This window comes from Kitasatospora sp. NPDC092039 (assembly GCF_044756065.1).
In the GTDB taxonomy this organism is placed as follows: domain Bacteria; phylum Actinomycetota; class Actinomycetes; order Streptomycetales; family Streptomycetaceae; genus Kitasatospora.
The window spans coordinates 187577-209152 of the sequence record NZ_JBIVSD010000007.1 but is presented as its reverse complement, the minus strand read 5'-3'; the positions used below and the strand labels follow the sequence as shown (position 1 = coordinate 209152).

General features: G+C 75.9%; 20 protein-coding genes. 9 read left to right on the top strand and 11 right to left on the bottom strand.

Annotated features, from left to right (window positions below; translation table 11 throughout):
• Positions 1-29 precede the first annotated feature (29 nt).
• The gene (locus ACIQI7_RS16715) at positions 30-1481 is read right to left on the bottom strand and encodes a LuxR C-terminal-related transcriptional regulator (RefSeq protein ID WP_401110144.1); all 1452 of its coding nucleotides are present in this window, start codon (positions 1479-1481) and stop codon (positions 30-32) included.
• Positions 1482-1628: 147 nt separating this feature from the next.
• Between ACIQI7_RS16715 and ACIQI7_RS16710 the strand changes: the two genes are divergently transcribed.
• The 3 genes from ACIQI7_RS16710 to ACIQI7_RS16700 all read left to right on the top strand — a co-directional run bounded on the left by ACIQI7_RS16710 (position 1629) and on the right by ACIQI7_RS16700 (position 4543).
• Positions 1629-2558: an NADP-dependent oxidoreductase gene (locus tag ACIQI7_RS16710; RefSeq protein ID WP_401110141.1), complete on the top strand. Its 930-nt coding sequence runs from the start codon at positions 1629-1631 to the stop codon at positions 2556-2558.
• A gap of 231 nt (positions 2559-2789) precedes the next feature.
• Positions 2790-3521 carry an MIP family channel protein gene (locus ACIQI7_RS16705; RefSeq protein WP_401110138.1) on the top strand — a complete coding sequence of 244 codons (732 nt, stop codon included), beginning with the start codon at positions 2790-2792 and terminating at the stop codon, positions 3519-3521.
• Positions 3522-3754: 233 nt separating this feature from the next.
• Positions 3755-4543 carry an SDR family NAD(P)-dependent oxidoreductase gene (locus tag ACIQI7_RS16700; RefSeq protein WP_401110136.1) on the top strand — a complete coding sequence of 263 codons (789 nt, stop codon included), beginning with the start codon at positions 3755-3757 and terminating at the stop codon, positions 4541-4543.
• Between the two features lie 83 nt (positions 4544-4626).
• Here the strand turns inward: ACIQI7_RS16700 and ACIQI7_RS16695 are convergent, their stop codons facing one another.
• Positions 4627-5469, bottom strand: coding sequence for an NAD(P)-binding domain-containing protein (locus ACIQI7_RS16695; RefSeq protein WP_401110133.1), 843 nt, complete (start codon positions 5467-5469; stop codon positions 4627-4629).
• Positions 5470-5697: 228 nt separating this feature from the next.
• Here ACIQI7_RS16695 and ACIQI7_RS16690 point away from each other — a divergent pair, with 228 nt between their 5' ends.
• The 3 genes from ACIQI7_RS16690 to ACIQI7_RS16680 all read left to right on the top strand — a co-directional run bounded on the left by ACIQI7_RS16690 (position 5698) and on the right by ACIQI7_RS16680 (position 8379).
• Positions 5698-6204, top strand: coding sequence for a MerR family transcriptional regulator (locus ACIQI7_RS16690; protein ID WP_401110497.1), 507 nt, complete (start codon positions 5698-5700; stop codon positions 6202-6204).
• 4 nt (positions 6205-6208) lie between these two features.
• Complete coding sequence (locus tag ACIQI7_RS16685; protein WP_401110131.1) at positions 6209-6982, top strand: GNAT family N-acetyltransferase; 774 nt, start codon at positions 6209-6211, stop codon at positions 6980-6982.
• A gap of 398 nt (positions 6983-7380) precedes the next feature.
• On the top strand, positions 7381-8379 hold the full coding sequence (locus ACIQI7_RS16680) for a hypothetical protein (protein WP_401110128.1): 999 nt from the start codon (positions 7381-7383) through the stop codon (positions 8377-8379).
• A gap of 194 nt (positions 8380-8573) precedes the next feature.
• On the opposite strand, the gene ACIQI7_RS16675 is transcribed toward ACIQI7_RS16680, so the two are convergent.
• The 5 genes from ACIQI7_RS16675 to ACIQI7_RS16655 all read right to left on the bottom strand — a co-directional run bounded on the left by ACIQI7_RS16675 (position 8574) and on the right by ACIQI7_RS16655 (position 13467).
• Complete coding sequence (locus tag ACIQI7_RS16675) at positions 8574-9245, bottom strand: ATP-binding cassette domain-containing protein (protein ID WP_401110125.1); 672 nt, start codon at positions 9243-9245, stop codon at positions 8574-8576.
• Between the two features lie 31 nt (positions 9246-9276).
• Positions 9277-10014, bottom strand: a complete 738-nt coding sequence (locus ACIQI7_RS16670) for an ABC transporter ATP-binding protein (protein WP_401110122.1) — start codon at positions 10012-10014, stop codon at positions 9277-9279.
• Complete coding sequence (locus ACIQI7_RS16665) at positions 10011-10145, bottom strand: hypothetical protein (RefSeq protein ID WP_401110121.1); 135 nt, start codon at positions 10143-10145, stop codon at positions 10011-10013. The genes ACIQI7_RS16670 and ACIQI7_RS16665 overlap by 4 nt, the downstream gene beginning before the upstream one ends.
• A gap of 563 nt (positions 10146-10708) precedes the next feature.
• On the bottom strand, positions 10709-12766 hold the full coding sequence (locus ACIQI7_RS16660; RefSeq protein ID WP_401110120.1) for an ABC transporter permease: 2058 nt from the start codon (positions 12764-12766) through the stop codon (positions 10709-10711).
• A gap of 5 nt (positions 12767-12771) precedes the next feature.
• Complete coding sequence (locus ACIQI7_RS16655; RefSeq protein ID WP_401110117.1) at positions 12772-13467, bottom strand: hypothetical protein; 696 nt, start codon at positions 13465-13467, stop codon at positions 12772-12774.
• 107 nt (positions 13468-13574) lie between these two features.
• On the opposite strand from ACIQI7_RS16655, the gene ACIQI7_RS16650 reads away from it, so the two are divergent.
• Together ACIQI7_RS16650 and ACIQI7_RS16645 are read left to right on the top strand one after the other, a co-directional pair.
• Positions 13575-14162, top strand: coding sequence for a hypothetical protein (locus ACIQI7_RS16650; protein ID WP_401110114.1), 588 nt, complete (start codon positions 13575-13577; stop codon positions 14160-14162).
• A gap of 4 nt (positions 14163-14166) precedes the next feature.
• The gene (locus ACIQI7_RS16645) at positions 14167-15627 is read left to right on the top strand and encodes an ABC transporter substrate-binding protein (protein WP_401110111.1); all 1461 of its coding nucleotides are present in this window, start codon (positions 14167-14169) and stop codon (positions 15625-15627) included.
• Between the two features lie 115 nt (positions 15628-15742).
• Here the strand turns inward: ACIQI7_RS16645 and ACIQI7_RS16640 are convergent, their stop codons facing one another.
• The 4 genes from ACIQI7_RS16640 to ACIQI7_RS16625 form a co-directional block, all read right to left on the bottom strand.
• The gene (locus ACIQI7_RS16640) at positions 15743-17017 is read right to left on the bottom strand and encodes a PP2C family protein-serine/threonine phosphatase (protein WP_401110108.1); all 1275 of its coding nucleotides are present in this window, start codon (positions 17015-17017) and stop codon (positions 15743-15745) included.
• A 70-nt stretch (positions 17018-17087) separates the two neighbouring features.
• Positions 17088-17510 carry a MarR family winged helix-turn-helix transcriptional regulator gene (locus tag ACIQI7_RS16635; protein ID WP_049651037.1) on the bottom strand — a complete coding sequence of 141 codons (423 nt, stop codon included), beginning with the start codon at positions 17508-17510 and terminating at the stop codon, positions 17088-17090.
• A 30-nt stretch (positions 17511-17540) separates the two neighbouring features.
• On the bottom strand, positions 17541-18791 hold the full coding sequence (locus tag ACIQI7_RS16630; protein WP_401110104.1) for a M48 family metalloprotease: 1251 nt from the start codon (positions 18789-18791) through the stop codon (positions 17541-17543).
• Positions 18792-18985: 194 nt separating this feature from the next.
• A complete protein-coding gene (locus tag ACIQI7_RS16625; protein WP_401110103.1) occupies positions 18986-19783 on the bottom strand; it encodes a universal stress protein in 798 nt (265 codons plus the stop codon).
• Between the two features lie 348 nt (positions 19784-20131).
• Here ACIQI7_RS16625 and ACIQI7_RS16620 point away from each other — a divergent pair, with 348 nt between their 5' ends.
• Entirely contained in the window at positions 20132-21361 is a 1230-nt protein-coding gene (locus ACIQI7_RS16620) for a CapA family protein (protein WP_401110100.1), read from the top strand.
• Positions 21362-21576 lie beyond the last annotated feature (215 nt).

Sequence of the window (21576 nt, the reverse complement as noted above, 5' to 3'; positions counted from 1 at the left end):
GTCGGTCTTCCTCGGGGCGAGTCGGTCGGTCAGGAGGCGGCGTGCAGCCCGACCGGGCCGTGCGGCAGGCCGGCGCGGTGGGCGAGGGCTGCGGCCTCGCCGCGTGAGGCGACGTCCAGTTTGGCGAGGATGTTGGCGACGTGGAACTTCACCGTCGACTCGCTGATGTGCAGCGCCGCCGCGATGTCCCGGTTGCGGCGGCCGCGCGCCAACTGGTCGAGGACCTCCCGCTCGCGCGGGTGGAGGCCGTCCAGCGGGTCGGCGGTGGTGGTGGGTACGGGCTCGGGCAGGGCGAGCGGGAGGTCGACGGTCACCGTGGTGCCCCAGCCGGGAACGGCCTCGACGCCGTGGCGTCCGCCGAGGGCGGTGATGCGGTCGGCGGTGCGGTGGACGGTGAGGGCCTCGGCGGTGAGCAGGCCGAGCCCGTCCCCGCGCACCACGGCGCGCAGCAGGCCGTCCGCCGTGAACTGCCAGCTCACGTGCAGCCGGGTCGGCTTCTCCTGTTCGAGCATCAGCAGCACGGCCGCCCGGACGGCGTCGCGGGCGGTGTGCGCGGCGTCCGCGGGCAGGGACCGGTCGGCCTCCGCCGGGGGCACGACGTCGAGCTGGACCCGGGTGTGCCGGAGCAGCGGGCGCAGCTCGCGCACCATCCGGGCGAAGGCCTCGGCGGCGGGCTTCTCGCTGAGCGCGCGGTCCAGTTCGGCGCCCTGGCGCAGTTCGAGCAGGGCGGTGACGGCCAGCTCGGTGGCGCTGCGGCGGGCCGTGGCGTCGTCCAGGTCGGCCGAGCGCAACGGCGCCAGGATCGCGGAGAGCGCGGCGCTGTGGGTGCCGGTGAACTCGGCGATGGCCCGGGCGCGGGCGTTGGCGGAGGCGCGGGAGGTGGCGGTCTGGGCGGGGGCGGCGTCGGTGGCGCGGTGGTCGGAGTGGGCGATCACCAGGTCCCACAGCTGTTGCAGGACGGCGAGTGCCCCGGACGCCACGGGGCCGGTGTCCGCCCGGACGAGGACCAGGACGGCGCCGTGGCCGTTGCCCGGTGAGGTCGCCGTGACGACCACCGGCCGGGAGTGTCCGGCGAGTTCGGCCTCACCCTGCCAGGGGCGGCCGGCCGCCGTCGTCCCGGCCGCGCGCTCGGCCAGCCGGGACAGGTCGAGTGCGCCGATGGCCCCGGTCAGCTCGGGCGGGCCGTAGCCGAGCGAGGGGCTGAACGTGCAGACGCCGCTGAGCTGCGCCAGCGCCGTGTGCGGGACGAGGGTGTCGAGCACCGCCGACAGCTGCCGCAGGAGGTCCGGGCGGGGCGTGCGGAGCACCTCGGCGACCCGGGCCAGCGCGTCCTCGGGGCGGCCCCAGTGCCGCCGCCAGGTCTCGTCCGCGCCGCCGTCCGCGCTGTGGTCCGCGCCGCCGTCCGTGCCGTGGTTCGCGCCGTGGTCCGTGTCGCCGTCCGCGCTGCCGCCCGCGCCGCTGGTACCGCTCGTGCCGTCCATGCGGTCCAGCCTAGTTCGGGCGCTGCCCTCCGTGCCTGGCCGTTCGGCCAGGTCGAACCGTCCGAAGGGCTGGCCGAACGGCCGCTGCCCGGCCGCAGGATGGAAGACGTCGGAGGAACCAACTCACCTCAAACCCAAGGACCTTCCATGACCAAGGCGATCGCCTTCCACGAGTTCGGCGGCGCGGACCTGCTGCGCCCGATCGACATCGAACTGCCCGCCCCCGGCCCCGGCCAGGTGCGGGTCGCGGTCCGCGCCGTGGGCGTCAACCCGCTGGACCACAAGCTGCGCACCGGCGAGCTGGCCGCGTACTTCCCGGTCGCCTTCCCCTACGTGCCGGGCTTCGAGCTGTCCGGTGTGGTCGAGGCCGTCGGCACCGAGGTGAGCGGTTTCGCGCCCGGCGACGAGGTGTTCGGCGCACTGATGGGCGGCGGGTACGCCGAGCACGCGCTGGTGGACGCGGAGACGCTGGCCCACAAGCCGGCCACGTTGGGCTGGGCGGAGGCCGCGGCGATCGCGGTGGGCGCCGAGACCTCCGAGCGCGCCCTCGACGTCCTCGGCGTGCGCTCCGGCGAGACCCTGCTGGTGCACGGCGCCGGCGGCGGGGTGGGCACCGTGCTGCTCCAGCTCGCCCGGGCGCGCGGGATCACGGTGGTCGGCACGGCGAGCGAGTCGAACCACGCCCATCTGCGCGAGCTCGGCGCGATCCCGGTGACGTACGGCGAGGGCCTGGCCGAGCGGGTGCGGGCCGCCGCCCCGGGCGGGGTGGACCGGGTGCTGGACGTGGCCGGTCGGGACGGGGTGCTGCCGCTGTCGATCGAGCTGACGGGGAGCGCGGACCGGGTGCTGACGATCACCGACATCCAGGGCGCGGAGGAGCACGGCGTCCGCTTCACCGGCGGCGCCGAGGGCGTCGAGTCCTACCACCAGCGCGCCTACGCGGCCGCGCTCGCCCTGCACGAGGCGGGCACCCTGCGGCTGCCGCTGCACCGGGTGCTCCCGTTGGCGGAGGCGGCCGAGGCGCAGCGGATCAGTGAGCAGGGGCACCTGCGCGGAAAGATCGTGCTGACGGTCTGACAGCCGCCCGCCGCCCGGCCTGTCCGCGTCTGCCCGTTTTACCTCCGTTTTGCATCGGGCTCGCCATTTTCGTACGGTTTCATCCGGTCGGAGCAATTCGGCAGGCGGACGCGCCGTGAACACGGCGGTACGCCGTTCGGCCGACATGTGGTCCCTCGAACGGTCGGCCGGGGTCGGTCGGCCGTGGGCGGCACCGGACCGCCTGCCCTGACGGTCAGGAGGACCGGACGCATGGGTGGAACGGACAGGCGGGCGGTGGTCGGCGAGTTCGTCGGGACGCTGTTGCTGGTGCTGCTGGCGGTGGGGGCGGCGGTGCTCGCCGGGGAGGCGATCGGCGCGGTGGGCATCGCGCTCGCGTTCGGCTTCGTGCTGCTCGCTCTCGCGTACGCGCTCGGCCCGGTCTCCGGCTGCCACGTCAACCCGGCGGTGACGCTCGGCTTCCTGCTGGCCCGCCGGATCGACGGGCGCACGGCGGTGTCGTACTGGGTGGCGCAGCTCTTCGGCGGCATCGCGGGTGCGGCGCTCGTCCTGCTGCTGGCGAAGCGGATACCGGGGCTGGAGACCCACGGCAAGCTCGGCACCAACGGCTGGGGCGACCGCTCCCAGGTGCACATCGACGCCGGCGGCGCCTTCCTGACCGAGGTCGTCCTCACCTTCCTGCTGGTGTACGTCGTCCTGTCGGTCACCCACCGGCTGGCCGCGGTCGGCTTCGCCGGGCTGCCGATCGGGGTCGCGCTGGTGGTCGTCCACCTGGTCGGCATCCCGCTCACCGGCACCTCGGTCAACCCGGCGCGCAGCCTCGGCCCGGCGCTGTTCGCGGGCGGCGACGCGCTGTCGCAGCTGTGGCTGTTCCTGCTCGCCCCGCTGGTCGGCGGCGCGCTGGCGGCGGGCGTGCACCTGCTGACCCACCCGCAGCCCGACCTCCCGGTGGCGGAGGCCCTGGCCACCGACGCGCGGGTGTAGTCCGCGGAGTTCAGCCGGCGCGGCGGCCGGGACCGTTCGACGGTCCCGGCCGCCGCCGTCGTTGTCGGCGGGGGCGCGGTGGGTGGTGCGCGGGGTTCTCGGCGGGGGTTCGGTGGGCGGTGATCTCGGCCACCGCCCGGCCCCCGCACCGCTTTTGAGCCGCGCACCGGCCGGATCCGGCGCACCGGTCGAAGAGCCCCGGCTCCCGCCCGCCCGCTGGGTAGAGTCGCGCCATGGTGACTGTGAACGCGGGAGGCCCCGCGGGCGGGCGGCTGGCCGGCCGCTCCTGTGTGGTGACGGGCGCGGCCAGCGGCATCGGCCGGGCCGTCGCCGAGCGCTTCGTCCGGGAGGGCGCGTCGGTGGTCGCCGCCGACGTGGACGCGGCGGGCCTGGACCGGCTGGCCGAGCAACTCCCGGGCGCCGTCAGCACGGTGGTCGGGGACGTGGCCCGGGACGAGGACGCCCGCCGGATGGTGGCGGCCGCCGTCGAGCGGCACGGACGACTGGACGTCCTGGTGGCCAACGCGGGGATCATCCCGCTGATGGAGATCACCGAGGCCACCGCCGAGGACTGGGACCACGTGATGGCCGTGGACGGCCGCGGGATGTTCCTCACCTGCAAGTACGCGATCGAGGCGATGACCGCGCAGGACCGGCCCGGCGGCTCGATCGTCTGCCTGTCCTCCATCTCCGGCGAGGCCGGCCAGCGCGGCCAGGCGGTGTACGGGCCCGCCAAGTTCGTCGCCTCCGGCCTCACCAAGCACCTCGCCGTCGAGTGGGCGGACCGTGGCGTCCGGATCAACGCCGTCGCCCCTGGCACCATCACCACCGAGCGCGTCGCCCGGCTGTACGACGAGCCCGGCGGCACCGAGTACCTCGCGGCGATCGAGAAGCTGCACCCGATGGGCCGGCTCGGCGACCCGGCCGAGGTCGCGGCGGCCGTCCTCTTCCTCGCCTCCGACGACGCGTCCTTCGTCACCGGGGTCGTGCTGCCGGTGGACGGCGGGTACCTGGCGCAGTAGCGCCGCGCGGGTGGCGGGCTGGCGGGCTCCCGGGCTCCCGGGCCTCCCGGCTGCCGCGATGGCGGGTTGCTCCGGCTGCCGGGCTACCCGGCGAGCAGCTCGACCAGGGCGGACACCCCGTCCGGCCCGTGCCCGGCCCCGACCGCCCGCCGGGTGACCGCGAGCGCCGCGTCCAGTACGGAGGTGTCCAGGCCGCGCGCCCGGGCGGTGTGCGCGACGTGCGCCAACCCGGCCTCGGCGGAGGCGAGGCTGCTGTGGTCACCCGGATGCCGGCGTTCGTCCGCGCGCTGCGCGAAGCGGTCGATCAGTGGCGGCAGCAGACGCGGCAACCCCTGGGCGTACGGCGCCAGTTCGGCTCCGCTGATGCCCTCGGCGCGGGCCAGCGCGAGGGCGTGCAGGTAGCCGTGCACGGTGGTCCAGAAGAGGTCGAGCAGGGCCGCGTCGTAGGCCGCCGCCCGGCCCGGGTCCGCGCCCACGTGGCGTACCGTGCCCAGCGCCCGCAGCGTCGCCTCGTGGTCGGTGAAGGCCTCGGTGTCGCCGCTCAGCAGGACGGTGCCCTCCGGGCGGCCGATGGTCGGGGTGGGGGTGAGGATCGCGGCGCCCAGCAGGCGGAAGCCCCGGGCCTCGGCGTCGGAGGCGTTCGTCCGCGCGTCACCCGGCGCGATCGACGTGGCGTTGACGACGGTCCGTCCGCGCAGCGCCGTCCCGGCGGCCTCCAGGACGGCCCGCCCGGCCGACTGGTCGCGGACGCAGAGCAGCACGAGCGGGGCGCCCGCCACCGCCTCGGCGGCGCTCGCGGCCGGGCGCGCGCCGAGGGCGAGTGGCTCGCCGTCGCGGCCCGGTGTGCGGTTCCACACGGTGACCGGATGGCCGGCGGCCAGCAGCGCGCCGGCCAGCGCCCGGCCCATCGGGCCCAGTCCCAGCACGGCAACGGCGGTACGGGCAGGGGAGGTTGAGGAAGTTCGTTCGTTCGGCATGGCGGTTACGCTAGACCTTCACGCCGACGGCAGGGTCAAGGCGCCGGAGTTGCGGCTCCAGAGCCGAGGAGCCGGAGCTGAGGCGCCTGAGCCGAGATGGAGAGCCGTGGCGCCAGGGCCAAGGCGGAGAGACGGGCCGGAGCGTCAGGTGGGCGTTCCGCCGAGGAGGTGTCCGTGATGCGGATCGGAGAACTCGCGCGGCGAGCAGGCGTCACCCCGCGCGCCCTGCGCTACTACGAGGAACAGGGACTGCTCGCCCCCGAGCGCCGCCCCAGCGGCTACCGCGAGTACGGCGAGCGGGACGTGGACACCGTCCACGGCATCCGCACCCTGCTCGCGGCCGGCCTCAACAGCGCGGTGATCGCCGAGATCCTCCACGGCCTGCCGCTGCCGGGGCAGCGCCCGCCCGGCCCGACCTGCCCCGAGCTGCTCACCGGGCTGGCCCGGGAGCGCGCCCGGATCACCCGGCAGATGGACGAACTCGCCGAGGCCCGCGACCTGTTGGACGCCATCATGGGGGCGGAGGCGCCGAGTGAGCTGATCAGGTCAGGCCGGTTGCGGGCGGCGGAGCGTACGGCGGCCGAGAGCGTGTCGGCCGGTGGACGTCCGGCGGCCGAGGGCCGCGGCCCTCGGCCGCCCGCGCGGAAACTCGATGGCGTGCGCTCCCGGGCCGTGCTGGAGTGAGCGGATGAACCACGACGAGGTGCTCGCCCTGTTCGACGACCGGCTCCGGCGCAACGCGCCGCCCGACCCCGGGTGCCGCGTCGAACGCGACGGCGCGGTGGTCCGGCAGACGGGCCCGGAGCACGGTTGGAACGGCGTGGTCTGGTCCGGTCTGGACGAGGCCGGCGCGGACGCGGCGATCGCCGCGCAGGTGCGCCACTTCGCCGAGCTCGGGCGGGAGTTCGAGTGGAAGGCCTACTCCCACGACCGCCCGGCCGACCTCGGCGCCCGACTGCTGGCGGCGGGCTTCACCCCGGAGCCGGCCGAGGCGCTGATGATCGCCCGGATCGCGGACCTGCCCACCGAGGCCGTCCTGCCCGAGGGCGTCCGGCTGCTCCCGGTGACCGACCCGACCGGGGTGGACCTGCTGATGGCAGCCCACGAACAGGCCTTCGGCACCGAGCACCCCGGTCTGCGCGGGCGGATGCTCGACCAGCTGCGGCACGGCACGGGGACGGTCAGCATGGTCGTCGCGATGGCCGGCGACCGCCCGGTCAGCGGCGCCCGGATGGAGCTGGTCCCGGGCACCGGGTTCGCCGGCCTCTGGGGTGGCGGCACCGCGCCCGAATGGCGCGGCCGGGGCATCTACCGCGCCCTCGTCGCCCACCGCGCCCGCCTCGCGGCCGAGCTCGGCTACCAGTACCTCCAGGTCGACGCGAGCGACCAGAGCCGGCCCATCCTCCAGCGCCTCGGCTTCGCCTGGGTGAGCACCACGACTCCGTACGTCCTTCGGCCGTAGCGGGCCCGCCCGGGCGTCCCGACCGGGGGTACCGGGACGTGACGGCGCCTGGGACGATCCCGTTCCGCTGACACTCACCCCGGGACCAGGAGATCCATGACCACCGTGTGGACGCGGCTGACGGGCTGGCCGGCCCTGGCGGCCGCCCTGGTCGCCGCCGGGCACGGGCTGCTCGTCGCGGTCCTGCCGTCCGGCCGCGGCACGTCCACCGCCGAGCGGCTGCTCCCGACCGGCCTGGCGGCCCTGGCCGGGGTCGCCTGGCTGGCCACCGCCACCGCTGTCACTGCCACCGCCACCGCCCGCCGAACGGCCGCCCGCCGTAAGACGATCGCCTCGGAGCCGTCACCGGATGCGAACCGTCACCGGATCCGCGGCGCGACGGGTCGCGGGGGTCACGGATGCTCGCCGTCCTCCTCGGCGTCACCCTGGTGCTCGTCTCCGCCGCCGCGCTGGCCCAGGCCAGTGGGCCGGACGGCGCGGAGGGCCGCCGACTGCGCCGCATCCACCAGGCGGGCGCCGTCAGCAGCGCACTCCCGATCGTGCTGCTCCGCTCGGAGCCCCGGCGGATCGCCACGGTGAACAGGAAGGCCGTGTACCGCACCACCGTGGACCTCTCGGTGCCCTTCGCGGACGGCCCGCGGACCCTCGCCCTGGACGTCGAGACGGCGGGCCCGGCCCGCGTCGGCGCGGAGGTGACGGTCGAGTACGCGCCCGGTGCCCCGGCCCTGGGAGCCCAGCCGCACGCGTACGCCACGGTCAGCGGTCTCGCGCTGCCGTGGTTCCTGGGGCTCGCCTTCGCCGGCCTGGTCGTCGTCCCGGTGGTCCTGGCGGACGGGCGCCGCAGGGTGCACGAGGCGCGACGCTTCCGACCGGCCGTGCACCTGCCGGCGGCCGGCATCCTGCTGGTCGGCGCGGGACTCGCGGCGTACGTCGGGCCGGCCCTGCCGTCGCCGTTCGTCGGCTGGCCGCTGGCAGTGGTCGCCGCGGCCACCCCGTGGCTGGCCCTCGGGCTGGGAGCGGCGCGGACCGGGCCGGGGCTGACGGCCTCCGGCGCGCGGCCTGCGGCGGCGGCCTGTGCCAGGGGGCGTTCGCTGGTGGACCGTTCACCACTGCCGTCCCTGGTGCTCCCTGCCGATCGGCAGGGAGCACCAGGGACGGCGCTACTCAGGTTGTGCCGATCGGTACATGTGCGGGAGGGGTGGACGGGGTCATCGTTAGGGCACCACGAGTGGGGGCCGCCCGGGCCCCCGGGAAGGAGCCCAGGATGTTCGACATCTGCCGCCACCGCCTCCCCAGCGCGACGACTGTCGCGCCCGCCGCCCTCCTCTGCTTCGGTCTTGGGCTCGGGTTCGGCCTCGTACGCGCCCGGCGGCGATCAGGCCGGGAGCCGTGCCTGACACATCACGGCCGGACCGACCGCGCCCGTGAGCCGTCCCTGCCCGAGGCAGGTGCTCCGCGGCGTCCCGGTGTCGTGCGCGGCGGTCTGCGCGGCGGTGTACGGGAACGGTACCCCGATCGCCCACCCGAGGCAGCCGAGCAGCTGCTGCAGTGCGGGCGGCTGGACGCGCCGGTTCACCGTCGGTTGCGCTCGTCACGGGGCGATCGTCAACCGGCCCGGGAGGGCCTCCCCGGGTTCGCCGGAGAACACCACCTCGCCCCGGTGCAGCACGTGCACCACCGCCGCCCCGGCAAGGGTGCGCGGCAGCGACCGGGCGGTGAGCACGACCGTACGGCCGGCGGCGGCGTCCGCCAGCAGGCGGGCGTGCAGCCGGGTGGCGACGGCGGGGGACAGGCCGCGCTCGGGCTCGTCCAGCAGGAGCAGGGCCGGTCGCGCAGCCAAGGCCCGTCCGACGGCGACGAGTTGCCGCTGACCGCCGGACAGGGTGCCGGCCCGGCGGGCCAGCAGGCCGGCCAGCTCCGGGAACAGCTCCAGCACCGCGGCGCGTCCAGGCCCGCCGAGGCCCAGGTTCTCGGCCACGGTCAGCGAGCCGAACACCCCGCGCTCGGCCGGGACGAGGGCCAGCCCCCGCCGCACCCGCTGGTGCACCGACAGCCCGCCGACGTCCCGCCCCCGCCAGAGCGCCCGTCCGCCCGCCAGCGGCACCACCCCGGCGAGGGCGTGCAGCGCGCTGGTCCGCCCGGCCCCGTTGCGGCCGAGCAGAACGGTGACGGCGGCGGACGGGAAGTCCAGGTCGACGCCGTGCAACGCCTCCAGCGGGCCGTAGCGGACCCGGGCGGCACGGAGGGCGGCTTCGACGGGCATCAACCCGCCTCGGTGGTGCGGTGGTTGCGGCTCATGTGGCGGCTCCCCACGCCCTGGCGACCCGGGGGTCGGCGAGGACGGCCGTGGCCGGTCCGGCCGCGACCACCCGGCCCTCCGCCATGGCGTAGACGGTGTCGGCGAGTTCGGCGACCAGCTCCGCGTCGTGCTCGACCAGCAGCAGCGCCATGCCGCGCTCGGCGAGTCCGCGCAGCACGGACACCAGGCGGGCCGTCTGTACCGCGTCGAGTCCCGCCGCCGGTTCGTCCAGCAACAGCACCCGGGGCCCGCCCGCCAGCGCCCGCGCCAGCTCCACCAGCCGCAACACCCCCGTGGGCTGCCCACCGGCGGGCTCGGCGGCGAGCTCCTGCAGACCGAGGAGCCGCAACGCGCGGGCGGACCGCTCGGCGGCCGCCCGGGCATCCACCCGATGGGCGTGCTGCTCGGCGCCCACCAGGACGTTGTCGGCCACCGAGAGAGTGGGGAAGACGGCGATCTGCTGGAAGGTCCGCGCCAGCCCCAGCCGCACCCGCCGGTGCGCGGCCAGCCCGGTGACATCCCGCCCGCTGAGCAGCACCCGCCCGCCGTCCGGCCGAACCGTCCCCGCCAGACAGTCGAACAATGTGCTCTTCCCCGCCCCGTTCGGTCCGATCAACGCCGTGATCCGCCCCGCCCGCGCCACCAGATCCACCCCACCCACCGCCTCGATCCCCCCGTACCGGCGCACGACCGCGCGCGCGGTGAGCCGCGCGGCGGGCAGGGCGGCGGTCACAGCCGCACCTCGTGCGGCGGGTGGACGACGGGGTGGTGGCTGGTGGGCGCGGTGGGTTGTCCCGGCTGCGCACTCAGGGCCGCTCCGTTCGCGGCCTCGACGCCTCGTGCGGCGGGGAGCGGGGTGTCCATGGGCCCTACCTCGCGCGCTGGGTGGGTGGTTCGGCGTGCGCGGTGGCTTCGACGTCTCGTACGGCGAGTGGTGCGGGTGGTGTTCATGGCCGTACCCCGCGCCTGTGGGTGGTGCCGGTGGCTGCGGTGGCTTGTTCGTCCCGGCCGGGTCATCAGGCCCGCCTCGCGCGGCCGCGACGCACGCGTGCTGCCGCACGGTGCCGTGTGATGAGGCGCGCAGCGGGGAGCGGCGTCTCCGGCCGTACGCCGCGTGCTGCGGTGCGGTCCGCCGCACGGGAGGGTGCGCCCTGTCCACGCACGGGCTTGCCCCCTTCGCCGTACGACGCCTCGTGCGGCGAGGGGCGTGTGGCACTTGTGGCTGTGCCTCTCGGGTTGCGGCAGCTGCGGTGTCGGGTCTGGTGGGCGCGGGCGATCCGCTCGGGCCGCGCCACCAGGTGGTGTTGCCTGACCCGGCTGCGATCGTCCTTCCGCGAGCTGCGCCAGGGGCAGTGCGGTGGCCCTGCCCGACTGGTGGGCGGGCCCGGTCTGTCCTTCCGCGTGCTGCGTGGCGGGGGAGTCGGCGGTCATCGCTGTCCGTTCCGGGCTGTGAGGGTCTCCCGTAGGCGGTGGCCCGTCGGGGTGAGGTGGGAGGGCGGTAGGGGAGTCGGCGGGGGTGGGCGGTGGCGGTGGAGGGGAAGGGCGGTGAGGCCGCCGGGGAGGCGGCCGATGGTGGCGGCGAGGGCGCCGACGGCGACGGCGGAGACTCCGGCGACGGTGCCCGCGTCGAGGCCGATGAGGAGGGCGGCGGCGAGGACGGCGGCGAGGGCGCTGTCGGCGCCGGCGACCATCACGGCGGCGAACCAGAGGAGGCCGCGCACCGGGTCGAAGGCGGTGGGGTCGAAGGCGCGTCCGGCGAGGCCCATCAGTCCGCCGCCGAGGGCTGCCAGGGCCGCGCCCGCGACGAAGGCGAGGAGCTTGAGGCCGGGGACGTCCACGCCGGCCGCGACCGCGCCCGGTTCGTGGTCCCGCATGGCGGTCAGGGCCCGGCCGAGGCGGCCCCGGTGCAGTGCGCGGACGGTGAGCAGGCCGAGGCCGAGGAGGAGGAGTTCGGCGAGGTAGAAGGCGCGGTCGCCGGCGAGGAAGGACGGACGGTCGAGCACCAGGCCGGTGGTGGCGTACGGCTGCTCGAAGACGAACCGGCTCATCGCCGTTCCCACCGCGAAGGTGACCAGGGCGAGGGCGAGTCCGCGGCGGCGGATCGCGGGCCATCCGGTGAGCAGGCCGAGCGGGGCGGTGGCGAGGACGGCGAGCAGCAGGGCGGGTGCGGCGGGCAGGGGCGGGAGGCCGGGGATGCGGCCGGACATCAGCAGTGCGGTGCCGATCGCGCCGAGCCCCGCGTAGCCGGCCTGGCCGAGCGAGATCTGCCCGCCGTAGCCGGTGACCACGACGATGGACAGCAGGACGAGGCCGAGCGCGGGCACGAGCAGGGCGTCGCGCAGGTCGTTGCCCCGGAAGCCGAGCGGCAGCAGGAGCAGCACCAGGCAGACGGAGCCCGCCAGCCGTCCGCCCCCGCCCCCGCCCCCGGCCCCAGCCCCGGAGCCGCCCCCGCCCCCACCCCTGATCCCGTCCCTGGCCCCGCCCCCGCTTCCATCCCCTCCCCTTGGACGGCGGCCGACCAGCGGCGCGGCTCCGCCCCCGGCCCGTTCCCCGGTGATGCCCGGCCCGGCGAGCAGGGCGGTGGCGAGCAGCGCGACCACGAACAGGTTGGACTGCACGGCCTCGACCAGCGGCAGCAACTGTCCGGACGGCCGCAGCCGGGTGAACTCGGCCTGGGCGATGCCGAGCCCGATCCCGGTGGCGACCGCGACCGGGATGCTGCGCAGCCGGGCGGCGACCGCGACGGCCATGGTCTCCATCACCAGCAGCGGCAGCCCGTACGGGTCGAGCAGCAGGTACGGCGCGAGGGCGACGCCGACCAGTCCGGCGGTGAAGGTGCCGAAGGCCCAGCCGGCGGCGGAGACCCGGTCGGCGTCGACTCCGGTGAGGGCGGCGAGGCGGCGGTCGTCGACGACGGCGCGCAGCCGCAGGCCGAACCCGGTCCACCGGGTGGCGGCGAGGACGGTGAGGCCGAGCACCAGGATGGCGGCGAGCTGGGCGACGGTGTCCGGCCGCAGCCCGTGCCCGCCGGGCAGCCGGATCGGGGCGCCGCCGAGCGGGGAGGGCGCGCCGGCCAGTGGCGCCGCGCCCCACAGCAGTACGGCCAGACCGATGAGCAGCACGAACACCCCGATCCCGGCGACCATGGTCTCGGCCGGTCCGGCGCCGCGCCGTTGCAGCGGGCGGTAGACCAGGAGGTCGAGCAGGACCCCGAGCGCGGGGGCGACGACCAGCAGGCAGCAGGCGACGGCGGGCCAGACCGGCCAGTGCCGGACCACGACGAGGTCGCGCAGCAGGTAGGCGACCGCCATGGCCTGGGCGCCCTGGGCGATGTTGAGCACGCCGGTGGCGCGGTGGCAGACGACCAGGCCGATACCGCTGAGCGCGGCGGCGGCGCCGACGGTGAGTCCGGCGAGGGCGAGGTCGACGGTGAGGCCGAACGAGCCGGGGGCGGCGGTGAGGGCGGTGAGGACCGATGCGCTCATGGGGGTCAGCCGGCGTTCGGTGGGGCGGATTCGCCCGGACGGGTGGGCCCCGGGCCGGCTGTCGGCGGCGAACAGAGCGGGCAGGGCGTCAAACCACGGGCCCGCACGGCGTCCGCGTCCACGGCCGCGGCCCGCCCCTTGCCCACGACGAGCGGGCAGTCCGGCCGGTGGTAGCGGGTGCCCTCGGGGACGGCCAGCCACCCGGCGTCGTGGGCCCGGCCGGAGCTGTCGGAGCTGTTCGACGGGCCGGAGGAGACGGCGGAGTCGGACGGGCCGGAGCAGCCGGAACGGCCGGTCGGGTCCGGCGGGTCGGGCGCGGCGTCCGGTTCGACCAGCAGGTCGTACAGCCGCTCCACCCGTCGGTCGGTCAGGTCCGAGCGTCCGGGCGGTGACGGCGGTGGCCGCAGGGCGACCAGGACGGTCCCGGACACGATCAGCGCCGCGCCGGGGATGGTGGACGACGCCAGGTACGGGACCTGCTGCTCGGCGAAGCGCTCACCGGAGGTCCCGTACCAGCCGAGCACGCACAGCACGGCGCCGGCCGCGGCGAGCAGCCAGCCCGCCCACTCCCGGCCGGTCCGGAGGAGCCGGGCCCGACGGAACCCGCCCCGGAGGGGCCGGCGCCGGAACCACCCGCCCCGGACGGGGGAACCCTCCGGGGCGTTACGGGTGATTTCGCCGTCGGAATGCGATTCGTCCATGGATCCGCCTTCATGGTGTCACTTGAGACGTTTCCAGGATCGGCCTGGAACAGCATCCGGACACCGAGTGCGGGGCCCGGGCGGCGCAGTCGAGAGGGAAGACCACCATGCACGTGACGCGAAGCGGTACCCCCGGGGGCGGCGGCAGGGCTCTGCGGACGGCGGGCGCGCTGCTCGCCCTGCTGCTCGCCGGTACGGCGGCCGCGTGCAGCAGTGACGGCAAGTCCGGGACCGCGGCGACCTCCCCGGCGGCCACCGGCGCCACCGCCACGGGTCCGGCCTCCGCCCCGGGCACCGCGACGGCCACGGCCACCGGCACCGCTCCCGCCGATCCGGCCGCCGCCAAGGCGGAGATCACCACCAACTGGGAGAAGTTCTTCGCCCCCGACACCCCGATCACCGAGAAGGCCAAGCTACTCCAGGGCGGCGACGCGCTGCTGCCGGTGCTCCAGGGCTTCTCCCAGGACCCGCGGGTCGGCCAGGTGCAGGCGAAGGTCGACGACGTCGAGTTCACCGACGCGAGCGACGCGACCGTCACCTACTCGCTCTCGCTCCAGGGCAACGTGGTGGAGCCGAGCGCGACCGGTCAGTCCGTCCTCGACAACGGCACCTGGAAGGTGTCCCGCTCGACCCTGTGCGGTCTGCTCACCCAGGCCGGCGGTGCCACCGCCTCCCCGATCCCCGGCTGCAGCTGAGCGGATGCGGCCGACCGCCCCGTCGCGACGCCGGGCCGCCGACGCGCTGCCGCGCCGGCGGCCCGGCCGTGTCCCGTCGGCGGTCCGCCCGAACCGCTCCCGCACCGCCCGTGTCGCCCTGGTGCTGACCCTCGCGCTGCTCGCCGGCTGCGGCACCCGGTTGCCCGGTGAGGCCTTCACGGTCCGACCCACGCCCACCACCGGAGCCACTCCCGCGACCGGTGCCACCGGCGCGACCGGGAGCGCCAACGCCGCCTCGGACACCGGGGTCACCGCCACCGAGATCAGGATCGGCCTCGTCACCTCGCTCACCAGCCCGGTCGGCAGCGAGGTGTTCAGCGGCCCGCGCTACGGTGCCGAGGCCTTCTTCCAGGCCCTCAACGACCGCGGCGGCCTGCACGGGCGCACCGTCCGGTTGGTGACCTGTGACGACGGCGGCAGCGGGGTCGGCAACCAGGACTGCGTCCACCGGCTGATCGACCAGGCGCACGTCTTCGCCTTCGTCAGCGGCAGCGTCCTCGACTACGCGGGCGCCCCGTACGTGAGCGGCAAGGGGGTGCCGGACGTCGGCGGCCAGCCGATCGGCACGGAGTACGACCGCTGGCCGCACCTCTACGGGATCTACGGGAGTGCCGCCCCGCGCGACGGGCGGTCGGTCGGCTGGAACGGGACGCTCTACCAGAGCACCGAGGTGTTCCGTTTCTTCAAGCAGCGCCTGGCTGCGACCAGCGCCGCCGTGGTCGCCTACAACCAGGCCGACTCGACCCGTTACGCCGGACAGCTGAAGGCCGGACTGGAGGCCGAGGGGTACCGGGTGCTGCTCCAGACCGTGGACTTCGCGCTGCCGAACTTCCAGGCGGTGGCCGCGGCGGTGCGCGCCGACGGCTCGCAGCTGCTGTTCGACGCGATGGACTCCCGGGGCAACACCGCGCTGTGCCGGGCGCTGGACGAGGCCGGGGTGACGGTGGCGGCGAAGGTCACCAATGTGCAGAACTGGTCGGAGTCGGTGCGCACCGACTACGCGGCCTCGCCGAACTGCCGCAACGCCCTGTGGGCGACCTCGTCGAGCCTGAACTACGAGGACGAGCAGTACCCGGCGGTGCACGACTTCCGTACCGCGATGGCCCGTTACCACCCGGACCGGGCCGCCCGGCTGTCCGCCTGGGAGCTGGAGGGATGGGCGGGCGCGCAGTGGCTGACCGACGCGCTGGACTCCTGCGGCGCCGCACCGACCCGCTCCTGCGTCGAGGCGTTCATGAACCGCGCCGAGCCGTACGACGCGCACGGCCTGATCCTGCCCGCCTCCTTCGTCCCGCGGCCGCCGCCCACCGGCCCGACCCGGGCCTGCCTGAACGCCGCCCGCTGGCAGGACGCGGCCCGGGGCGGGCAGGGCGGCTGGGTCAGCCAGGTGCCGTCGATGGCGACGAACTGCTTCGACGTGCCGCAGCTGCCGTACAAGGCGTAGGGCGGGCTCGCCGAGTCGTCGGCTGACAGATGTCAAAATCTGTCAGCTGAATTCTGTCAGCTGAATTCTGTCATCTGTCATCTGTCATCTGTCGGCTGTCGGCCGGCAGCGTCCCTCACGGCAGCCGCTCGACCACGACCATCGCCGCGTCGTCGTTCAGCCGGCCGCCGACGTGGGCGAGCAGGTCGCGGCGCAGATGGTGGAGCAGTGCTGCGGGGCGCTCGGCGTGCCAGGCGGCGACGCGTTCGGTGAGCGGGTAGAAGCGCCGCCGGGCGTCGCGGGCCTCGATCACGCCGTCGGTGTAGATCAGCAGCCGGTCGCCGGGCCGGAACGGGAAGGTCTCCGTCTCGTACCGCACCGGTGCGAGTTCGCCGAGGCCCAGTGGCGGGGCGGGGTGGTGGGCGGTGAGGGCGGTGATGCCGTCGGGGCGCAGCAGCAGCGGGGGCGGGTGGCCGCAGTCGATCAGGCGGACCGGGGAGCCGTCGTCGGGGATATCGAGCAGGACGGCGGTGATGAAGGATTCACCGGCCTCCCCGCTCTCCTCGGGGGGCTCCTCGGGCGGAGGGAGGGGCAGCGCGGCCAGCGCCTGCAGGCCCTGCCGCTCGCCCCGCTCGCGCCACTCGCCCCGGTCCCGGCGGTCCCGGTCCCGGTCCCGGCGGTCCCGCTGGGACTGTTCGGCGAGTTGGCCGAGGTCCCAGCTCACGCTGCCGTCCAGGTAGGCGGCCAGGTCCGGCAGTTCGGCGTGGAGGTGGGCGGCGGCGCGGAACGCGCCGAGCAGCAGGGCCGCGTCGCCGAGCGAGGACAGTCCCTTCCCTCGCACGTCGCCGACCAGCAGCCGGGTGCCGGTGGCGGTGCGGGCGGCGGCGTACAGGTCGCCGCCGACCTGCGCCTCGGCCTCCGCCGCCAGGTAGACGGAGGCCAGGTGCAGCGGCCCGATCCGCTCCGGCAGCGGGCGCAGCAGCACCCGCTGGGCGGCCTCGGACACCGAGCGCACCCGGGCCAGTTCGCGCTCGTGCCGGTCGCGCAGCACCCGCAGGCCGACGATCAGCACCGAGACGACCAGCTGCGCGCCCAGTTGGGTCTCGATGTTGGCGCTGGTCAGGCTGTGGCGTACGGCGCCGATGACGGTCAGCGCGGCGAACGCGAGCGCGGCGACCCCGGCGGTGGCCCGCGGGCCGGCGAAGGAGGCGGTGAGGGCGGGGGCGACGATCAGCAGCGGGCCGAGGTGGATGTCCGGCGGGGAGAGGATGTCGACCACGGTGATCAGCACGACCAGCGCGAGCGTGAGCGCCGTCAGCACCCGGCGGTCGGGCCGCCAGGCACGGCGGCGGTCGGGGGGATGCGGCGCGGGCGGCGGGTGCGGCGCATCGGGGCGCTGCCGGAGGGGCACTCCTCCTCTGTACACCGTGGAGGGCGCGGGGCGCACCCGGAGGGTCCCGGCCGTTCGCCGACGGGCCCGGTCAGCCCTCCTGGCCGTAGCGGGCCAGGTAGTCGGCGAAGCGGGCGACGTCCTCGTCGGACCAGTCGGTGAAGCGCGCGGTGAAGGAGAGCCGGCGTTGCTCGTTGGCGTCCCGCAGCAGGGTGAGCCCGGCCTCGGTGGCGCGCAGGATCTGGCCGCGCTGGTCGTCCGGGTCCGTCTCGCGGGCCAGCAGGCCGAGCTTCTCCAGGGCGGTGACCTGGCGGCTGACGGTGGACTTGTCGAGCATGAAGTACGCGGCCACGTCGGCGGCCCGGCAGCCGCCGCGCTCGGTGATCAGGTCGAGGATGCTGTACGTGACCAGGGAGAGGTCGGGGTGCAGCTGGGAGGCCTTGTGCCGGGCGCGGCGGGCGAAGGCGGTCAGCTCGCGCTGGATGGTCTCGATGGACGACTGGCGGCCGGGCACGGCGTTCCTACCTCCTCGATATTTGTTGCACTATACAACAGATTCGCCCGGGGTCGCGCGCCGCTCCGGCGCCGGTCGCCCCGGTGCGGCCTGCCAGGCGCGGGCTGCGGCGATCCGGCTGGTCGCACTCGGGTGAGTGGCGAACAGTAGCTCAAGCACCCTCGGCGGGTCGACATCGGAGACGTTCGCCACCGCCAGTCTGTGCTGCATGGCCACGAACTGCTCGACGTCCCCGGTCAGTTCGAGCGCGTGCCGGTCCGCCCTGGCCTCGATCCGGCGGCTCACCGCGCACTGCAGCGGCCCCGACACCGCGCCCAGCAGCGCCGCGAGTGCCGCCAGCAGCGGCAGTGCCCGGGGGTCCGCCGCGTCCGTCGCCCCGGCGGCGTCCAACAGCGGGCGCCAGGCGCCGAGCACGCCCAGGACCGCCACCGCGACGGCCGCGCCGCCCGCACCCAGCGCGGTGCCCACCGGCACGTCCCGGTGCTTGACGTGGCCCAGCTCGTGCGCGACCACCAGCTCCACCTCGCGCGGCTCGGCGGTGGTCAGCAGCGTGTCGTACGCGACGATCCGGCGGGTCGCCCCGAACCCGGAGACGTACGCGTTGAGCGCGGTGGTCCGGCGGGAGGCGTCCGCCACCAGGACGTCCCGCACCCGGACGCCGTCCCGCTCGGCCAGCGCCAGCAGCGCGGTGCGCAGCTCGCCCGGGGGCATCGGGGAGAAGCGGTTGAAGACCGGTTCGATCAGCAGCGGGTGGAGGAAGGAGAGCGCGACCGTCAGCAGCGCCGCCGCGCCCGCGGCCGGCAGCCACCAGCGCTGCGGCGACCAGGCGGTCAGTGCGAACAGGCCGAGCGCGAGCGGGAGGACGAGGACGAGGGCGAGGGCGAGGCCGCGCACGGCGTCCAGCGCCCAGCCCGCCCAGCCCTGGGTCACCAGTCCGAACCGGGCCCGGACGGTCCGCACCCCGGCGCCGAACGGCAGTTGCAGCGCCTGGCCGAGCAGCAGCAGGGCCGCCGCACCGGCCAGCACCCCGGCCGTCCGGGAGCCGCCGAACCAGTCGCCGGTGGCGGTCACCAGGGCCGCACCGGCCGGGGTGAGGCCGAGCAGCAGGGTCAGCGCCAGGCCCGCCAGCCGTCCGCCCAGCGCCCACGGCAGCTGCGCGCGCCGCAGTGCGCGACCCCGGGCGCGCTCGTCGGGGGTGAAGTCGGAGACGACGCCGGGGCCCAGGGGCCGGGCGTCCGCGGATCGGGGGCCAGGGTTCTCGGGGGCCGGGGTGGTGTCCATGGCGGGGTGCGGCTCTTCCGATCGGGTCGCGGGACGGGTGCCGGGGCGGCGTCGGTAGGTCGGTACGGGGGTTGGGGTTCGGCGGTGATCCAGCATGGCGCACCCGACCAGCCGGTGCGCACGCCACAGCCCGGTGACGACGCCGAGGGGGCGGCGTCCGCGTCGAGGCCCGGTGCCCACCCGGGGGTGGGGGTTCACTCCTCCATGGACCCGGTGGCGCCGTGGACGCCGGCGCGCAGCAGCTGGTGGCCGAGGTCCACCAGGGCGCGGCCGACCGCGAACTCGTCGCCGACCTCCGGCACCGGGGCGTCGCGCGGGTTGCGGCGGGAGCGGGCGTCGCTGTGCAGCACATGGCCGTCGGCGTCCAGGACGGCGTGCACCCGGGTGGTGTCCTCGTCCTCGACCACGTGCAGGCTGAGCTGCCAGTCCTTGGTACGCACGGTGCCGCGGGCCCGCTGTTCGGCGCCTTCCGCCACGGCCCGCGACGGGGCGGCGGCCGTCCCGTCGGCGCGGACGATCACCACCGGGCAGGCCCCGTGCACCGCGCAGCGGGCGGACACCGAGCCGAGCAGGGTCCGGGCGAAGGTGCCTCGGCCGCGGCTGCCCAGCACCAGCAGGTCCGCCCCCTCGGCGGCCTCCAGCAGCACTTCGGCGGCGTGGCCGAGCACCAGGCTCTCGCGGACCTCCACCGGGCGGTCCGGCCCCAGGATCTCGTTGATCTCGGCGCTCAGCGTGCGGCGGGCGGTCCGCTCGAAGCCGTCGTCCACCATCGGCGCGAACCATCCGTACAGCGAGGGGTACTCCCAGGCGGCGACGGCGTGCACCGTCGCCCCGGTCAGCACGGCCTGGCCGACCGCCCAGCGCAGGGCCGCCTTCGACGGATCGGAGCCGTCGATCCCGACCACGATCCGGCGCTCGCGGGCGGGGAAGGGCCGGTCCTCGCCCCCGATCGGGGGTTCGCCGCCCACAGGTGAGAGCTGACTGCTGCCCATCACGTCACACCTCCCGGCCTTCGGCGCGGGGCTCGTCCCCTGTACACCACGCTGCGCGCCCCGCCCGCCTCCGCGCCAGGGACGCGGTGGCCGGGTCGGGCGGGGCGATTGGGCCGGGCGGGCCAGGGGCGCCGTCCGGGGGAACGGCCGGTCGGGGTCCTGGCCGGGCAACCTCCGGGCCGGGGGAACGTCCGGGCCGGGGACCGGTCGGGCCGGGGACCGGTCGGGGGCCCGACCGGGGCCGGTAGTGCCCTTTTGTGGCCGGAATGTTGTGGGCTCGGGTCCGGAGGGTGGTGATTCGGTGGCGTAGGCTGACCGCTCTTGCATCATCCTCGGGGGGATCCACTCATGCGCCGTGCCGCGGCCGCCGTCGCGCTGTTCGTCGGAATGACCGCCGTCGCGGCCTGCGGGCCGGACGACCCGGCACCGGCGCCGGCAACGGCCTCCGCGGCCCCCGTCCCGCCGAGCACCTCCGCCGCGCCGGACGGCTCGCCCTCCGGCGCGGCCCCGGGCAAGAGCACCCCGCCCAGGCCCGACGGCACCATCACCGTCGCCTTCGCCGGCGACGTCCACTTCGAGGGCCGCACCGAGGCCCGGCTGGCCGTCCAGCCGCCTGAGCCGGTGCTCGGCCCGATCTCCCGCACCCTCGCCGACGCCGACCTGTCCGTCCTCAACCTGGAGACCGCGATCACCGGGCGCGGCGCCCCGGAGCCGAAGACGTACACCTTCCGCACCTCGCCCAAGGCGCTGTCGGCGCTCAGGGACTCGGGCGTCGACGTCGTCTCGATGGCGAACAACCACGCCGTGGACTTCGGGGCCGACGGCCTCGCCGACACCCTCGCCGCCAAGGACTCCTCGCCGATCCCGGTGGTCGGCTTCGGGCGCAACGCCAAGGAGGCGTACGCCCCGTACGTCACCACCGTGCGCGGGGTGAAGGTCGCGGTGGTCGCCGCCAGTCAGGTCGAGGACCTCACCAACCAGAAGTGGCGGGCCGGTGCCGACAAGCCCGGCATCGCCTCGGCGCTGGACGTCCCGGCGCTGGTCAAGGCGGTGGAGACGGCGAAGCAGCAGGCGCCGGTGGTGCTCGTCTACCTGCACTGGGGCGACGAGGGCAAGGCCTGCCCGACCGGACCGCAGACCACCATCGCCAAGAAGCTCGCCACCGCCGGGGCCACCGCGGTGGTCGGCACCCACGCCCACACCATGGTCGGCTCGGGCATGCTCGGCAACACCTACGTCGGGTACGGATTCGGCAACTTCCTCTGGTACGGCACCTCCAACTACGCCAACTCCAACGAGACCGGCGTCACCACCCTCGCCCTCACCGCCGACGGCAAGGTGACCGGCGAGGTCTTCACCCCGGCCACCATCGACGACAAGGGCATCCCGGAACCGGTCACCGGCGCCACCGCCGAGGCCGCCCTCAAGCGCCGCGACGGCCTGCGCGGCTGCACCGGCCTCTCCCCGGCCCCCGGTGCCGCCCCCGGTGCCGCCCCCGCCACTCCCGCTTCCACGTCTCCGGCCAAGTCGCCGGCCGCGCCCGCGAAGGCCTCGACGGCCCCCGCCGCGCCGCGCTAGCGCCCGGAGCCTCCGGGGTTCCCGGGAACCCCGGAGTTCCCAAGCCGTACGGCCGCTGGACGGTCCGTGAGCACAACTCCCCGGTGGCACGGGGCTTCTGCCGCGCAGGGCCGGTGGAGACCGGCGGGCCTGCCGAGCCTCGACCTCTTTCTCCACCGCCCGGCCCTGCCCGGTCCTGCCCGTCCCCGGCCTCTCCGACCGGCCGGGGCAGCCAC

Bases quoted from the DNA above. Each gene is read 5' to 3' on its own strand.
- ACIQI7_RS16715 (WP_401110144.1), bottom strand. From the start codon at position 1,481: ATGGACGGCACGAGCGGTACCAGCGGCGCGGGCGGCAGCGCGGACGGC.
- ACIQI7_RS16710 (WP_401110141.1), top strand. From the start codon at position 1,629: ATGACCAAGGCGATCGCCTTCCACGAGTTCGGCGGCGCGGACCTGCTG.
- ACIQI7_RS16705 (WP_401110138.1), top strand. From the start codon at position 2,790: ATGGGTGGAACGGACAGGCGGGCGGTGGTCGGCGAGTTCGTCGGGACG.
- ACIQI7_RS16700 (WP_401110136.1), top strand. From the start codon at position 3,755: ATGGTGACTGTGAACGCGGGAGGCCCCGCGGGCGGGCGGCTGGCCGGC.
- ACIQI7_RS16690 (WP_401110497.1), top strand. From the start codon at position 5,698: ATGCGGATCGGAGAACTCGCGCGGCGAGCAGGCGTCACCCCGCGCGCC.
- ACIQI7_RS16685 (WP_401110131.1), top strand. From the start codon at position 6,209: ATGAACCACGACGAGGTGCTCGCCCTGTTCGACGACCGGCTCCGGCGC.
- ACIQI7_RS16680 (WP_401110128.1), top strand. From the start codon at position 7,381: ATGCTCGCCGTCCTCCTCGGCGTCACCCTGGTGCTCGTCTCCGCCGCC.
- ACIQI7_RS16675 (WP_401110125.1), bottom strand. From the start codon at position 9,245: ATGCCCGTCGAAGCCGCCCTCCGTGCCGCCCGGGTCCGCTACGGCCCG.
- ACIQI7_RS16665 (WP_401110121.1), bottom strand. From the start codon at position 10,145: ATGGACACCCCGCTCCCCGCCGCACGAGGCGTCGAGGCCGCGAACGGA.
- ACIQI7_RS16660 (WP_401110120.1), bottom strand. From the start codon at position 12,766: ATGAGCGCATCGGTCCTCACCGCCCTCACCGCCGCCCCCGGCTCGTTC.
- ACIQI7_RS16655 (WP_401110117.1), bottom strand. From the start codon at position 13,467: ATGGACGAATCGCATTCCGACGGCGAAATCACCCGTAACGCCCCGGAG.
- ACIQI7_RS16650 (WP_401110114.1), top strand. From the start codon at position 13,575: ATGCACGTGACGCGAAGCGGTACCCCCGGGGGCGGCGGCAGGGCTCTG.
- ACIQI7_RS16645 (WP_401110111.1), top strand. From the start codon at position 14,167: ATGCGGCCGACCGCCCCGTCGCGACGCCGGGCCGCCGACGCGCTGCCG.
- ACIQI7_RS16630 (WP_401110104.1), bottom strand. From the start codon at position 18,791: ATGGACACCACCCCGGCCCCCGAGAACCCTGGCCCCCGATCCGCGGAC.
- ACIQI7_RS16625 (WP_401110103.1), bottom strand. From the start codon at position 19,783: ATGGGCAGCAGTCAGCTCTCACCTGTGGGCGGCGAACCCCCGATCGGG.
- ACIQI7_RS16620 (WP_401110100.1), top strand. From the start codon at position 20,132: ATGCGCCGTGCCGCGGCCGCCGTCGCGCTGTTCGTCGGAATGACCGCC.